This window comes from Desertivibrio insolitus (assembly GCF_017355965.1).
Taxonomy (GTDB): Bacteria; Actinomycetota; Actinomycetes; order Actinomycetales; family Microbacteriaceae; genus JAFIQW01.
The window spans coordinates 327,353-341,535 of sequence record NZ_JAFIQW010000003.1 but is presented as its reverse complement, the minus strand read 5'-3'; the positions used below and the strand labels follow the sequence as shown (position 1 = coordinate 341,535).

Annotated in this window: 15 protein-coding genes; 7 read left to right on the top strand and 8 right to left on the bottom strand. The window is 69.9% G+C overall.

The window, feature by feature from the left end:
- Position 1 precedes the first annotated feature (1 nt).
- The 5 genes from JUB10_RS08355 (at position 2) to pknB (ending at position 7,692) form a co-directional block, all read left to right on the top strand.
- Positions 2-1,237, top strand: coding sequence for a Stp1/IreP family PP2C-type Ser/Thr phosphatase (locus tag JUB10_RS08355; RefSeq protein WP_207455448.1), 1,236 nt, complete (start codon positions 2-4; stop codon positions 1,235-1,237).
- Positions 1,224-2,633, top strand: coding sequence for an FtsW/RodA/SpoVE family cell cycle protein (locus JUB10_RS08350; RefSeq protein ID WP_207455446.1), 1,410 nt, complete (start codon positions 1,224-1,226; stop codon positions 2,631-2,633). Before JUB10_RS08355 ends, JUB10_RS08350 begins: the two co-directional genes overlap by 14 nt.
- On the top strand, positions 2,630-4,081 hold the full coding sequence (locus JUB10_RS08345) for a peptidoglycan D,D-transpeptidase FtsI family protein (protein WP_207455444.1): 1,452 nt from the start codon (positions 2,630-2,632) through the stop codon (positions 4,079-4,081). Before JUB10_RS08350 ends, JUB10_RS08345 begins: the two co-directional genes overlap by 4 nt.
- Positions 4,078-5,901 (top strand): protein kinase domain-containing protein, encoded by a 1,824-nt coding sequence (locus JUB10_RS08340; RefSeq protein WP_207455442.1) that lies wholly within the window; start codon positions 4,078-4,080, stop codon positions 5,899-5,901. Before JUB10_RS08345 ends, JUB10_RS08340 begins: the two co-directional genes overlap by 4 nt.
- Positions 5,902-5,982: 81 nt before the next feature.
- The gene (gene pknB, locus JUB10_RS08335) at positions 5,983-7,692 is read left to right on the top strand and encodes a Stk1 family PASTA domain-containing Ser/Thr kinase (RefSeq protein WP_207455440.1); all 1,710 of its coding nucleotides are present in this window, start codon (positions 5,983-5,985) and stop codon (positions 7,690-7,692) included.
- A gap of 61 nt (positions 7,693-7,753) precedes the next feature.
- Here pknB and JUB10_RS08330 read toward each other — a convergent pair whose 3' ends face one another.
- Genes JUB10_RS08330 through JUB10_RS08320 form a run of 3 tightly spaced genes read right to left on the bottom strand, consistent with a single transcriptional unit; the run spans position 7,754 to position 9,284 of the window.
- Positions 7,754-8,389, bottom strand: coding sequence for an anthranilate synthase component II (locus JUB10_RS08330; protein WP_207455431.1), 636 nt, complete (start codon positions 8,387-8,389; stop codon positions 7,754-7,756).
- Entirely contained in the window at positions 8,386-8,544 is a 159-nt protein-coding gene (locus JUB10_RS08325) for a hypothetical protein (RefSeq protein ID WP_207455428.1), read from the bottom strand. Before JUB10_RS08325 ends, JUB10_RS08330 begins: the two co-directional genes overlap by 4 nt.
- Positions 8,544-9,284, bottom strand: coding sequence for a class E sortase (locus JUB10_RS08320; RefSeq protein ID WP_207455426.1), 741 nt, complete (start codon positions 9,282-9,284; stop codon positions 8,544-8,546). The genes JUB10_RS08325 and JUB10_RS08320 overlap by 1 nt, the downstream gene beginning before the upstream one ends.
- A gap of 68 nt (positions 9,285-9,352) precedes the next feature.
- On the opposite strand from JUB10_RS08320, the gene JUB10_RS08315 reads away from it, so the two are divergent.
- On the top strand, positions 9,353-9,589 hold the full coding sequence (locus tag JUB10_RS08315; RefSeq protein ID WP_207455424.1) for a cell division protein CrgA: 237 nt from the start codon (positions 9,353-9,355) through the stop codon (positions 9,587-9,589).
- Between the two features lie 103 nt (positions 9,590-9,692).
- On the opposite strand, the gene JUB10_RS08310 is transcribed toward JUB10_RS08315, so the two are convergent.
- Both JUB10_RS08310 and JUB10_RS08305 read right to left on the bottom strand, forming a co-directional pair.
- Positions 9,693-10,562, bottom strand: a complete 870-nt coding sequence (locus JUB10_RS08310) for a rhomboid family intramembrane serine protease (protein WP_207455422.1) — start codon at positions 10,560-10,562, stop codon at positions 9,693-9,695.
- 22 nt (positions 10,563-10,584) lie between these two features.
- Positions 10,585-11,124 carry a peptidylprolyl isomerase gene (locus JUB10_RS08305; protein ID WP_207455413.1) on the bottom strand — a complete coding sequence of 180 codons (540 nt, stop codon included), beginning with the start codon at positions 11,122-11,124 and terminating at the stop codon, positions 10,585-10,587.
- 136 nt (positions 11,125-11,260) lie between these two features.
- Here JUB10_RS08305 and JUB10_RS08300 point away from each other — a divergent pair, with 136 nt between their 5' ends.
- Positions 11,261-11,965, top strand: a complete 705-nt coding sequence (locus tag JUB10_RS08300) for a hypothetical protein (RefSeq protein ID WP_207455405.1) — start codon at positions 11,261-11,263, stop codon at positions 11,963-11,965.
- Here the strand turns inward: JUB10_RS08300 and JUB10_RS08295 are convergent.
- From JUB10_RS08295 to JUB10_RS08285, 3 genes are all read right to left on the bottom strand, one after another.
- Complete coding sequence (locus JUB10_RS08295; protein WP_207455403.1) at positions 11,962-12,390, bottom strand: NUDIX hydrolase; 429 nt, start codon at positions 12,388-12,390, stop codon at positions 11,962-11,964. The genes JUB10_RS08300 and JUB10_RS08295 overlap by 4 nt on opposite strands.
- Positions 12,391-12,446: 56 nt before the next feature.
- Positions 12,447-13,202, bottom strand: a complete 756-nt coding sequence (locus tag JUB10_RS08290; RefSeq protein ID WP_307859154.1) for an SDR family NAD(P)-dependent oxidoreductase — start codon at positions 13,200-13,202, stop codon at positions 12,447-12,449.
- Between the two features lie 66 nt (positions 13,203-13,268).
- Positions 13,269-14,165: a nucleoside hydrolase gene (locus tag JUB10_RS08285; protein WP_207455400.1), complete on the bottom strand. Its 897-nt coding sequence runs from the start codon at positions 14,163-14,165 to the stop codon at positions 13,269-13,271.
- Positions 14,166-14,183 lie beyond the last annotated feature (18 nt).

The window sequence follows — 14,183 nt, the reverse complement described above, 5'->3', positions numbered from 1 at the left end:
CGTGGCGAACGCCAAGAGCGCTGCCGTCTCGAACGTCGGCAAGATCCGCGCGAACAACCAGGACTCCGGCTACGCCGGGCGTCACCTGTTCGTCGTGGCTGACGGCATGGGCGGGCACGCCGGTGGCGACGTCGCCAGTGCGATCGCGGTGCAGCGCATCGCCGAGACCGACCGCGAGTACCCCTCGGCGCAGGACGCGGAGTTCGCGCTGCAGTCGGCGATCATCGCGGCCAACCAGCTCCTCGCCGAGACCGTCTTCGAGCACCAGGAGCTCGGCGGCATGGGCACCACGGTCAGCGCACTGCTGCGCGTGGGACGCGAGGTGGCGATCGCGCACATCGGCGACTCGCGCATCTACCTCTTCCGCGAGGGCGAGCTCAGCCAGATCACCAACGACCACACCTTCGTGCAGCGCCTCGTCGACTCCGGCCGCATCACGGCCGAGGAGGCCGCGGTGCACCCGCGCCGCAGCGTGCTCATGCGCGTGCTCGGCGATGTCGACGCCGCCCCCGAGATCGACACCGACATCTTCGGCACGGTGCCCGGCGACCGCTGGCTCATCTGCTCCGACGGCCTCTCGAGCTACGTGAGCGACGATCGCATTGCCCGCGTGCTCGAGTCGACCCCGGATGCCGCCGAGGCGAGCGACCTGCTCGTCAAGGAGAGCCTCGACAACGGCGCTCCCGACAACGTCACGGTCGTCGTCGTCAACGTCGACGAGTCGGATGACTCCGCGACCGACCCTCCCGTCACCGTCGGCTCCGCCGCGACGCCGCTCACCTTCGAGGGCGACCACGGGCGGCGCCCGCTGCGGCTGCCGACGCTGCTGCTGCATCCGCTCAAGGCCGCGCAGCCCGACTCGCACTTCGAACCCGAGTCGGACGAGTACCTCGACGAGCTCATCGCCGAGGACCGTCGCCGCGCGCTGCGCCGCCGCATCACGTGGCTCGTCGGCATCGCGCTGGTGCTCGCGGGCGTCGCGCTCGCGGTGACGTTCTTCATCCAGTGGACGCAGACCCGCTTCTACGTCGGCGAGCACGACGGCCACGTGGCGATCTTCCAGGGCGTGCAGCAGGGCATCGGCCCGATCCCGCTGTCGAGCGTCTACGAGGAGACCGAGATCGACGTCGACGACCTGTCGACGTTCAGCCGCGAGCGCATCGAGGCCACCATCAACGCCGACGACCTCGCGGATGCGCGGGCGATCGTGGAGAGGTTGGCGGATGTCGCAGGCTAGCCAGACGGCGGTGAACGAGCCGCCCACGACGACGACCTTCACCGAGACGATCAAGCTGCGGCTGCGCACCCCGGCGCGCTTCCGCAACCTCGAGCTCGCGCTGCTCGTGCTCGCCTGCGGCATCGTCGCGGGTGCCGTCGCGCTCGTGCAGCTCGGCGCGCTCGACGCGCTCGACCCGCAGGTGCTGAGCCTCGCCGGCGGCCTCGGGCTGCTCGTGCTGATCTTCCACATCGTGCTGCGCATCACGGCGCCGAACGCGGACCCGTTCCTGCTGCCCATCGCGACGGTGCTCAACGGGCTCGGCATCGCGATGATCTACCGGCTCGACCTCGCCCGGAACGACCAGGGCTGGGGGGCGGCCTCGGTGCGCCAGATGGTGTGGACGGCGCTCGCGATCACGGTCGCCGTGCTCGTCGTCGCGTTCCTGCGCAACCACCGCGTGCTCGCCCGGTACCGCTTCATCGCGATGTTCGTCGCGATCGCGCTGCTCCTGCTCCCCATGCTCCCGGGCATCGGCCGCGAGGTGAACGGCGCCCGCGTCTGGATCGGCCTCGGCCCGTTCAGCTTCCAGCCCGGGGAGATCGCGAAGATCGCCCTCGCGGTCTTCTTCGCCGGTTACCTGGTGAGCGCGAGGGACTCGCTCGCGCTCGTCGGCAAGAAGTTCCTGTTCCTGCAGTTCCCGCGGGTGCGCGACCTCGGCCCCATCATCGTCATCTGGCTCGTCGCCATGGTCGTGCTCGTCTTCCAGCGCGACCTCGGAACCTCGCTGCTGTATTTCGGCCTGTTCCTCTGCATGATCTACGTCGCGACCGGTCGTGAGAGCTGGGTCATCCTCGGCGTCGGCCTGTTCGTTGTCGGCGGTCTCGTCGCGAGCCAGACCCTCAGCTACGTCGAGGGTCGCTTCAACGCGTGGCTCGACCCGTTCCGCCCTGAGTTCTACGAGCAGCAGGGCGGCAGCTACCAGCTCGTGCAGGGCCTCTTCGGCATGGCCCACGGCGGCCTCATCGGCACCGGCCTCGGCGAGGGCCGCCCGAACCTCGTGCCGCTCGCCGAGAGCGACTACATCGTCGCGTCGCTCGGCGAGGAGCTCGGGCTCGCGGGATTGTTCGCGATCCTCGCCCTGTACCTGCTCTTCGTCAGCCGCGGTTTCCGCATCGGTTTCGCCGGTGGCGACGACTTCGGCAAGCTGCTCGGCGTCGGTCTCGCGTTCGTCGTCGCGTTCCAGATCTTCATCGTCATCGGCGGCGTCACCCGCGTCATCCCGCTGACCGGCCTCACGACCCCGTTCCTCGCGGCCGGCGGCTCGTCGCTCGTCGCCAACTGGATCATCGTGGCGCTGCTGCTCAGACTGTCCGACACGATCAGGAGTGGACCGAAGCTGGTGGTCGGCCCGTGAACAAGGAACTCAAGCGCGTCAGCTTCGCGGTGCTGGCGATGTTTCTCGCCCTCTTCCTCTCGACGACCACGATCTCGGTCTTCCAGCGCGAGACGCTGCAGTCCGACGGCCGCAACGTGCGCGTGCTCTACGACAGCTACTCGACCCAGCGCGGGTCGATCCTCGTGAACGGCGAGCCGATCGCGCAGTCCGTGCCCGTCGAGGACCGCTACAACTACCAGCGCGAGTACGCCAACGGGCCGCTCTACGCACCCATCACGGGCTACTTCACGCTCAACCAGGGCACGACGGGCGTCGAGAGCGAGCTGAACGACTTCCTCAGCGGCACGGCGAACGAACAGTTCCTCGAGCAGCTCAACGCGATCCTCACCGGCCAGGAGGCGCAGGGCGCCTCCGTCGAGCTGACCATCGACCCCGCCGTGCAGCAGGCGGCGTGGGACGCCCTCGGCGACCAGACGGGGGCCGTCGTTGCCATCGAGCCGTCGACCGGCCGCATCCTCGCCATGGTGTCGAAGCCGACCTACGACCCGAACCAGCTCGCCTCGCACGACACGCAGGCGGTCATCGACACGTACGAGGCGCTCGAGGCCGACGAGGGCGACCCGCTGCAGAACCGCGCGATCGGCGGTGCTCTCAACCCGCCCGGCTCGGTGTTCAAGCTCGTCGTCACCGCCGCCGCCCTCGAGAACGGCCTCACGCCCGAGAGCGAGTTCCCCAACCCGCCGACGTTCACCCTGCCCGGCAGCACCGCGACGGTCTCGAACTCCGGAGAGGGCTCCTGCGGCGGCACCGAGAACGCGACGATCGCGACGGCCCTGCGGCTCAGCTGCAACGTGGCGTTCGCCCAGATCGGGCTGGCGGTCGGTGAAGACCGGATCCGCGGCCTCGCCGAGGAGTTCGGCTTCGGGCAGTCGGTCGACGTGCCGATGTCGTCGACGCCGAGCGTCTACCCGGACGAGATGGATGACGCGCAGCTCGCGCTCTCGTCGTTCGGTCAGTACGACGTGCGCGCCACCCCGCTGCAGATCGCCATGGTCTCGTCAGCGATCGCCAACGGCGGCGAGCTCATGCGCCCGACCCTCCTGGAGAGCATCATCGGCCCCGACCTGGAGACCGTCGAGGAGTACCAGCCAGAGGGCTTCAGCACGCCGATCAGCCAGCAGACCGCGTCGACGATGACCGGGATGATGGTCGAGGGCGTCGGGAACGGCGTGGCGAGCAATGCAAGAATTGGCGGCGTCGACGTGGCCGGCAAGACCGGTACCGCGGAGAACGGGAACGACGAGCCGTACACGCTCTGGTTCACCGGTTTCGCGCCTGCGAACGATCCGCAGGTCGCTGTCGCCGTGGTCGTGGAGAACGGGGGCGGACTGGGTCAGTCCGGTTCCGGAAACAGGGTGGCTGCGCCCATCGCGCGCCAGGTGATGGAGGCGGTGCTGAACCAATGAGACCCACAAGTGGCCTCACCTTCGGTGGGCGTTACCAGTTGACGTCCCGTGTCGCGATCGGCGGCATGGGCGAGGTCTGGCAGGCGACCGACCTCGTGATCGGGCGTACCGTCGCGATCAAGATCCTCAAGGACGAGTACCTCGGCGACCCGGGCTTCCTCGAGCGCTTCCGCGCCGAGGCCCGGCACGCGGCGCTCGTCAACCACGAGGGCATCGCGAACGTCTTCGACTACGGCGAGGAGGAGGGCAGCGCCTTCCTCGTCATGGAGCTGGTTCCCGGCGAGCCCCTCGCATCGATTCTCGAGCGCGAGCGCGTGCTCTCCTCCGACCGAGTGCTCGACATCGTCGCGCAGACCGCGAGCGCCCTGTCGGCGGCTCACGCCGCGGGCCTCGTGCACCGCGACATCAAGCCGGGCAACCTCCTCATCACGCCCGAGGGCCGTGTCAAAATCACCGACTTCGGCATCGCTCGAATCGCCGACCAGGTGCCGCTGACCGCGACCGGTCAGGTCATGGGCACCGTGCAGTACCTCTCGCCCGAGCAGGCGAGCGGACACCCGGCGACCCCGTCCACCGACATCTACTCGCTCGGCATCGTCGCCTACGAGGCCCTCGCCGGCCGCCGCCCCTTCACCGGGGAGTCGCAGGTCGCGATCGCCATGGCGCAGATCAACGAGACGCCGCCGGAGCTGCCGGTCACGATCGACCAGCACGTGCGCAACCTCGTGATGTCGTCGCTCGCGAAAGACCCGGCCGCCCGTCCCGCGACGGCCGCCGCCTTCGCCAGCGCCGCCACCGCCCTGCGTCGCGGCGACGTCTCCGCCGCGGCCGCGGCCGTGCCCGCCGTCGTCGGCAACGAGGAGACGTTCACGCAGCTGCTGACGCCGACCCGCCGTCTCGACGACGACGCGGAGGCCACCCGACTGATGCCCGCCGCGGGCGCAGGTGCGGCCGGCGCGGCCGGCGCCACCGTCGGCGCGGGCCTCTTCGACACCGACGCGAACGCCGTCGCCGCGGTGCCCGCCGAGGAGACGGACGAGAAGCGCGAGCGGTCGAAGTGGACGTGGCCGCTCATCGCGCTCATCGTGCTGCTCGCCATCATCCTCATCGGCGGTCTCATCGCCCTGATCAACGGCCTCAACTCCGGCGACCCGGTCGAGACGAGCAGGCCGTCGTCCACACCGTCGCAGACGCCGTCGCAGACGCCGAGCGCCACACCGTCGGCCACGGCTCCGGCGACCGTCGACTTCAACGCGGACGACGTGATCGGGCTCTCGCCCGACGAGGCGCAGGAGGTCATCGAAGGCCTCGGGCTCGGCTTCGACGCCGTCGAGGACGCCGCTGCTCCCTCCTCCGACGAGGTCGGGATCGTCTACGAGACCGACCCCGGCAGTGGTGAGCTCGAGGAGGGCACCGTCGTGACGGTGTTCTACTACGGCAACGTCGGCGCTCCGCCGGCCCCGTCGTCGGCTCCGACCCTGAACAGCGGCAACCCGCAGGCCGGCGAGAGCTACCGGCTCAGCTGGTCGGCGTACAACCAGTGCACGGGCGGCGCGAGCGTCTCGCAGTACAACGTCTCGATCTCGGGCGGTTTCTTCACCGGGTCGAACACGCCGTTCCCGGCCGGCACGACCTCGGCCGAGGTTCAGATGGACGACGAGGCGAGCGAGTTCAGCGCGAGCTACACCGTGACCTGCTCCGACGGACAGACCACGGGCGGCTCGCCGACGCTCTCCGCGCCGGTGCAGCCGGCCGAGGAGCCCGCGCCGGCGCCCGCGCCCAGCTCGACCCCGTCCCCCTCGCCGTCGACGGCGCCTTAGGGCGTCGTCGGCGGGTGAGATCCTGACAGTCAGAGGGAGCAGTTAGACTCGCGCACCGGAGCTGACCGGGGGGAGGGCACAGTGACGACCGACAGCGTTTCGGAGGACGTCCGCACCCTCGCCGGACGCTACCGCGTCGGCCGTCTGCTCGGCCGGGGCGGCATGTCGGACGTGCACGAGGGCACTGACATCCGGCTGCGTCGCCGCGTCGCGGTCAAGCTGCTGCGCCCGGAGCTCGCGACCGACCCCGCGTTCCGCACCCGCTTCCGGCAAGAGGCGCAGGCGGCGGCCAAGATGACGCACCCGACAATCGTGCGCGTGTACGACGCCGGCGAGGACACGGTGCTCGACGACGAGGGCTACGAGCGCCAGCAGCCCTTCATCGTCATGGAGTACGTCGACGGCCGGCTGCTCAAGGACATCCTCAAGGACGGCGCACTGTCGCCCGAGCGTGCGACCGAGATCGCGAAGGGCGTGCTGACCGCGCTCGAGTTCTCGCACCGCGCCGGCGTCATCCATCGCGACATCAAGCCCGGCAACATCATGGTCACCGAGTCCGGCCAGGTGAAGGTCATGGACTTCGGCATCGCCCGAGCCATCTCCGACTCCGCCGCCACCGTCGCGCAGACGAGCGCGATCCTCGGCACCGCCCAGTACTTCTCCCCCGAGCAGGCGCGCGGCGAGAGCATCGACGTGCGCACCGACCTGTACTCGATGGGCGTCGTGCTCTACGAGATGCTCGCGGGGCGCCCGCCGTTCCGCGGCGACACCCCCGTGGCCGTCGCGTATCAGCACGTCAGCGAGGCGCCGACTCCGCCGAGCTCTCACCGCTCGGGGATCTCCCCCGCCTACGACGCCGTCGTGCTGCACGCGCTCGCGAAGGACCGCGACGACCGCTTCCAGACCGCCGGCGAGTTCCGCCAGGACCTCGAGGCCGCCGCCGCGGGCGAGCTGCCGCGCAAGCGCGAGAAGGTGCGCACCGACACGGTGTCGACACTGTTCGGCGTCAACCCCGCGCTCAACAGCGACGACGCCGCCGTGCGTCAGATCCGCGCCGAGTCGGACGACCGGATGCGGCGGGTGCAGTCCCGCCCGCCCGCCGCCTGGATCTGGCTCGGCATCGTGTTCGCGATCGTCATGGTCGGCGCGCTCGGCATCTGGCTCATCAACCTGCAGGCGCCGAACCTCGCGTTCGCACCGAACTCCGTCGCCGTACCGGACGTCGTCGGGCAGAGCTACGACGAGGCCGCCGCCGAACTCGAGCAGCTCGGACTCTCGCCCGAGCGCCGCACCGAGCCGAGCGACACCGTCGAGCAGAACCAGGTCGTGCGCGTCGAGCCCGGTGTCGGCGTCAACGTCGAGACGGGCCAGACGGTCAACGTCTATGTGTCCCTCGGGTCCGACCCCGTCACGGTGCCGCCGGTCGCTGGACTCGGTGAGCAGCAGGCGATCGACGCCCTGACCGCGGCGGGTCTCGCCTACGAGGTCGAGCCGACCTTCTCCCCGACGGTCGGCGCCGGCACGGTCATCACGTCGACTCCTGCCGGCAACAACGTCACCACCCGGGGCGACGTCGTGCGGCTGCAGGTCAGCAACGGACAGGTCGAGCTCGGCAACTACGTCGACCAGGATCTCGCAGCGGCGCAGGCCGCGCTCGTGGCGCTGCAGTTCTCGCCGCGCCTCGACCCCGACTGGAGCTGCGCGGGCAACATCGTCACGGCCCAGTCGCTCGAACCCGGACCGCAGCCGCAGCGCAGCGAGATCACGCTCACCTACTGCGCCGACCGCTAGCGCCCGCCCGGCGCCCTCCACCCGTCGGTCGAGTAGCGAAGTCCGTCGAGAAGGGGCGGCGTCAGTCCAGCGCGACCAGCGGCGACAGCTCGCGCGACGCCTCGCGGGCGTCGGTGAGGCCGGCGGATGCCAGCCAGTTGCCGAGCATCTGGTAGCCGCCCTGGGTGAGCACCGACTCGGGGTGGAACTGCACACCGAAGACGGGCGCACTCTTGTGACGCAGCCCCATGATGACGCCGCCCACGGTGCGCGACGTGACGACGAGGTCCTCGGGCACCGTGCCGTCCACGACGGCGAGTGAGTGGTAGCGCGTCGCATGGAACGGCTGGGGCACCGCCTCGTAGAAGTCGCTGCCGTCGTGCTCGACGAGGGAGGTCTTGCCGTGCATGAGCTCCTCGGCGTGCGTGACGGTCGCACCGAGCGCCTCCGCGATCGCCTGGTGGCCGAGGCAGACCCCGAGCAGGGGCTGACCGGACTCGAGGGCCGCGTGCACGACGGGAATCGAGACACCCGCGGCGGCCGGAGTACCGGGGCCGGGGCTGAGCAGCACGGCGTCGTAGTCGGCGAGGCGGTCGCCCGCGGCATCCGCCTCGAAGGCGTCGTTGCGCACGACGTCGGTCTCCGCACCCAACTGCTGCAGGTAGCCGTTCAGGGTGTAGACGAAGCTGTCGTAGTTGTCGACGACGAGGACCTTCATTGTTCGACCGTCACCTCCTGGGTGTTCACGAGCGTATCGACCCACGGGAACACCCATGTCACGCAGGCGTAGAGCACGGCCGCGGCCAGCACGAGCAGGATCAGCAGACGCACGACCCACGGCCCGGGCAGGGCTCGCCAGAGGGCTGCGTACATCAGGCTCCTCCGACGGCCGGCAGCAGGTGGGCGATCTCGGCGGGCGGTTCGGCGCCGAGCGGCTGCCACGACTCCAGCACACCGTACGCGACGATGCGCTCCGCCGCTGAGTAGCGCGGGTTGCAGCTGGTCAGGGTGATCAGCCGGTCGCTCGGGGCGACACCCTCGAGCTGCGGCACCGGGTCGATCACGCCGACGCCGGTGGGCAGCACGTACTCAGAACCGCGGTAGACGTAGGTGTAGATGCCGTCGGCGGTGGCGACGTAGATCCTGTCGCCGAGCTGCAGGGACGCGATCTCCGCGAAGGGCGCTCCCCACGTCGTGCGGTGCGCGGCGATCGCGAAGTTGCCGACCTCCCCCGGCATCTGCGTGCCCGGGTAGTGGCCGACGCCGATCGGGTTCAGCACCGTCCGCGTGCCGATGCCCTGCGCGATCGGCTTCGCGTAGTCCGCGCCGAAGCGCGGCACGTAGAGCGTGGCGAAGGTCGTGGCGGTCTCGGTGGGCTCCGGCGCGACCACTGGCTCGCCCCAGTCCGCGGCGGGCTCGACGGGCGCGACATCCGCGAGCCACTCCTCCGTCAACGTGTGTGCGCGCTCGCTCTGCTCGCCGCCCGCGACGATGTCGTTGAACCACAGCTGCCAGCCGAGGAAGAGCAGCACGAAGACGCCCGCCGTGATGAGCAGCTCCCCCAGCACGCCGACGACGGAGATCCGGGTGCGGCCGCGGCGCGCTCGGTTCATGCGGGCAGTCTAGAGGCGGCCGCCTGAGCCTCCCGAGGCGGAGGAATGGTCACGATACAATCACGGGCATGGCGCGTCCCTCTAGCAAGCCCGTCCCCTCCGAGGACCGATCGGGCGAGCCCGTTCCCAATCCCGTGTGGTTCAAGCCGGTGATGTTCGGCTTCATGATCGTCGGCCTGCTCTGGATCATCGTCTTCTACATCACCAACGGGCAGTTCCCGATCGCCGAGGCTGGCTCGTGGAACATCGCGATCGGGTTCGGCATCCTGCTGATCGGCTTCCTCATGACCACTCGTTGGCGGTGAATTACACAGGTGTAGTTCTCCCCAGTGTGAGTAACCCTGTGGATAACTAAGAGGGGGCGGATGCCATGCAGCATCCGCCCCCTCTTCTCGTTCGCGCGCCCGGTCAGCCCTGGGTCAGCAGCAGCCCGAGCGGGAACAGGTTCGGGGCCGCGAGCGGCAGCAGGGCGAGCAGCAGCAGGCCGCCGGCGACCGCCCCGAGCAGGAGCCCCAGGTGCCGGCGCTGGTCGCGTCGGCGCACCCGGCCCATGATCAGCGCGACCAGTGCACCGCCCGCGGCGCCACCGAGGTGGGCCTGCCAGGCGATCCCCGGCACGAGGAAGCCGATCGCGAGGTTGATCGCGATGAGCGCGATGATCGGCGTCGCGTTCGCACCGGTGCTCCGCGCGATGACGAAGTACGCGCCGAAGAGGCCGAAGATCGCCCCCGACGCCCCGACCGCACCGGTGAAGCTCGTCGCGAAGAGGATGTAGGCGACCGAGCCCGCGAGCCCCGACAGCAGATACAGCGTCAGGAACCTGCCCCGGCCGAGCAGGGGTTCGAGCACCCTGCCGAAGATGTACAGCGACAGCATGTTCGTCAGCAGGTGCAGGAAACCACCGTGCGCGAACATCGCCGTCACGATCCCCCACGGCACGACCCAGGCGGCCACCCCCGGGTAGACCCGGAGGTAGCCGTCGGGGATGACGAACTGCAGCAGGAACACGAACACCGAGACGCCCATCAGGGCGTACGTGACCACGGGTCCGTCGCTCGAGCGGAGCCGGCTCGGGCGCATCCGGGTCACGACCGCCGGCTTCGTGCGCGGCGCCGACTGACGGGCCTCACGCATGCACTCCGGGCACTGGAAGCCCACCGGTGCAGCGGTCTGGCACTCGGGGCAGATCGTGCGCCCGCACCGCTGGCAGAGGATGTAGCTCTGACGGTCCGGATGCCGGTAGCAGTAGTCGTTCGGGTCGTACCCGGGCTGTGTCATCGAAGGATCGGGGCGGAGGAGGTCAGACCTGCTCCACGTCGATGCTCTCGATGCGCACGTCGTCGAGGGGCTTGTCGCGCCCGTCGGTCTGCACGGCCTCGATCGCGTCGACGACCTTGCGCGACTCGTCGTCGGCGACGACGCCGAAGATGGTGTGCTTGCCCTGCAGCCACGGCGTCGGAACCGTCGTGATGAAGAACTGCGAACCGTTGGTGCCGCGGCCCGCGACCTTGCCCGCGTTGGCCATGGCGAGGATGTAGGGCTCGCCGAAGGTGAGCTCCGGGTGGATCTCGTCGTCGAACTGGTAGCCGGGACCACCGATGCCCTGACCGAGCGGGTCGCCGCCCTGGATCATGAACTGCTTGATGATGCGGTGGAAGATGACGCCGTCGTAGAGCGGCTCGGTGGACGTCTTGCCCGTGCCCGGGTGGGTCCACTCCTTCGCGCCGGTGGCGAGGCCGACGAAGTTCTCGACGGTCTTGGGGGCGTGGTTCCCGAGCAGGTTGACCTTGATGTCGCCCTTATTGGTGTGGATGGTGGCGACAGCGGTGTGAAGCGGCATGCCCGGATTCTTCCACAGCGGGCTCCCGCGAGGCTGGCGGTGCACTCAGCGAGTGTTCAGTCAACTCCATATCGCGACGGCACCCTGCGTGCCAGTATGGGTTTTCGCCGCATCGATTGACGGAGGTTTGTCACGCATGGAACTGACACGCAAGCGCAAGCGGGAGCTGAAGAAGCTGCAGGGTCGCGCGCAGAACGTCTGGAGCGAGCAGAAGCTCGTGCTGGAGCGCGCCCGTGAACTGGCCCGTGACGCGAAGGTGTCCGGCACCGACTACGCCCGCAACGAGGGCCTGACCGCTGCGCGCGGTGCCTACGACACCCGCGTGCGTCCGGCCGTCGAGTCGGGGAAGGTCGTCGTGAGCGGCGCCCGCGACAAGGTCGTCACCGACATCGCCCCGGCCCTCTCGGCCGCGATCGCGACGGCACTCGCCTCGATCACCACCGTCAGGGAGGGTGGCGAGAAGGGCGTCGACACCGCGGTCAAGACCGTGACCAAGAAGGCCGACGTCGCGCCGCAGACCGCCAAGGTCGCCAAGGCCGCCGGCAAGAAGGAGGTCGCGAAGGCGGCCGCCAAGGCGGCGGGCAAGGTCGCGAAGAGCAAGAAGAAGGGCTCGGGCTCCGCCGGACCCGGCAAGTTCATCCTCGGCAGCTTCCTGCTGGTCGCCGTCGCGGGTGTCGCCTACGCCGTGTGGCAGACGCTGCGCGCCGACGACGAGCTGTGGATCGCCGACGAGGAGCTCGAGACGAGCCCCGACGGCACGACGACGGACGGCACCACCACGGTGACGCCGGCCGACTCCTCGACCACTGGCACCTCGGGCTCGGGCGCCACCGGGGTCTAGACCCGCACGGCGCCGGGCTTCTCCAGCAGAGCGAGCCCTACGCGCACGAGATCCAGGAGCGGGAGTTCCGCGAGCTCCTCGATGGGGAACCATCGAGCCTCGTCGGAGCTCCCGCTCTTCTCGTTGGTCAGGGTGCCGCCGGTGATGGCGCCCTCGTACACGACGCGCACGGCGTTGAGCGGCACGCCCTCCCGCGACATCCGCCGCTCGGCCGGGATGACGTAGTTGTCGACGCCCAGCACCCGGAGCAGCTCGACGGTGTGCCCGGTCTCCTCGAAGACCTCGCGCTCCGCGGCATCCGCCGGACTCTCGCCGGGTTCCACCCCGCCGCCGGGCAGTGTCCAGGCGCGGCCGCCGACCCAATGCGTGAGCAGGATGCGGCCGTCGTCGACGATCACGGCGTAGGCGCCGAGGCGGAGGTCCATCCGTTCAGCGTAGGACGGGGCCGCGGATGCCGCTCGGCGGGTGTGCGCCGCCCGGGTCAGAGTGTCGTCATGCCGCCGTCGACGCGGAACTCGGCGCCCGTCGCGAAGGCGCCGTCGTCGGAGGCGAGGAACACCATCACCCCCTCGACGTCGCGGGTGCTGCCGGCGCGACCGAGCGGGATGCGGCTGACGATCGCGGCGCGAGAGGCGGGATCGTCGGCGATCGCCGCCACGAGCGTGGTCTCGGTGTAGCCCGGCACGACCACGTTGGCCCTGATGTTCTCGGCGGCGTACGCGCCCGCGACCGCACGGGCCATGCCGTGCATCCCGGCCTTGCTCGAGGAGTAGGCGGTGAACTCGTTCCCCTCGCCGTTCAGCGCTGTGGGCGAGCCGGTGAAGATGACGGAACCGCCGCGCCCGTGCCGGCGCAGCGCACGGACGCCGTGCTTGACGGTGAGGAACGTGCCCGTGAGGTTGACGTCGATGGTGCGCTGCCACGTGCTCAGGTCGAGGTCGGCGATCTTCGCGTCCTGCCCGAAGAGCTGGATGCCGGCGTTGGCGACGACGACGTCGAGCTCCCACCCGGCCGCGGCGACGGCCGCGTAGCCGGCCTCCACCGAGCGCTCGTCGCTGATGTCCATCCCGACCGCCAGCGCCCGGTCGTGTGCGGCAGCCGCGCCGGCGCCGTCTGCGTCACGGTCGGCGTACGCGACGCGCGCCCCCTCGGAGACGAAGCGATCGGCGATCGCGCGGCCTATCCCCGTCGCTGCCCCGGTGACGAGGACGGTCTTGCCTTCGAGTCGTGCGGGCACGCTCGCTCCTTCTTCTCGTGTGCGCGCGGATGCCGCGGCGCACGGCTTCATCGAGACCGACCGAGGTCAGCGCGACGGGCTGCGCGACTCGTGGAAGCGCCGGAATTTGTGGAACATGTCCTCGAGCAGCCACCGTGTGTCGACCGCGTCGCAGACACGGATGACGCGGCGCCCCGCCTCGACGAGCTCCATCTCGCCTCCCGCGGTGAAGCGGGGGGCTGGGCGCTCACGCCACTGCGCGCCGAGCGGGTTCATGACGACCCCGATCGCGGGACTGTCGCCCAGCGACCGGAAATCCATCATCTCGTCCGGCTCGCGCGCGTTGTAGTCGATCACCTGCTGGACGAGGTACGAACCCCACTCACCGAGCGGTTCGACGCGGTGGCGCAGCTCCTCGTAGCCGACGCCGATCATCGTGTAGACCGACATCGGGATCTGCCACACCGGCACCCGCGAGTCCATGACGACGTTCGCCGCGTGGACGTCGTTGGAGAGGTTGAACTCGGGGCTGTAGCCGGGAAGGATGCCGTCGTAGCTGGGCCCCCCGATCCAGACGACCACCACGTCGCGATCCTGGATCGACGGTTCCTCCAGGAGCGCCGCCGCCATGTCCGTCAGCGGGCCGAGGAACGCCACGTACAGCGTTCCCTCGTCCTTGAGCGCCTCGTCGATGATCAGCCGCGAGCCCGGGGAGGTCACCGGCGTCGCGGGGTCGGGGAGAGCAGTGGCGGCGCCGTTCTCGACCCGGACGGGATGCGGGAGATCGAGCATCCGCAACAGCAGGTCGACCTCGTCGCGCGACTCCTGCATGCTGTTCTCGTTCCGGCGAGTGCCGAAGTGAGCGGGCACGATCCCCCTGATGTCGAGGGTCGGGGACAGCAGCGCGTGAACGATCGCGAACTGGTCGTCGGCCTCGTTCTTGGCGTCGGTGTCGAGGATGAGGCGGCGGGGGCCTGAGGGCATGAGGTCTTCCTTGTCGTC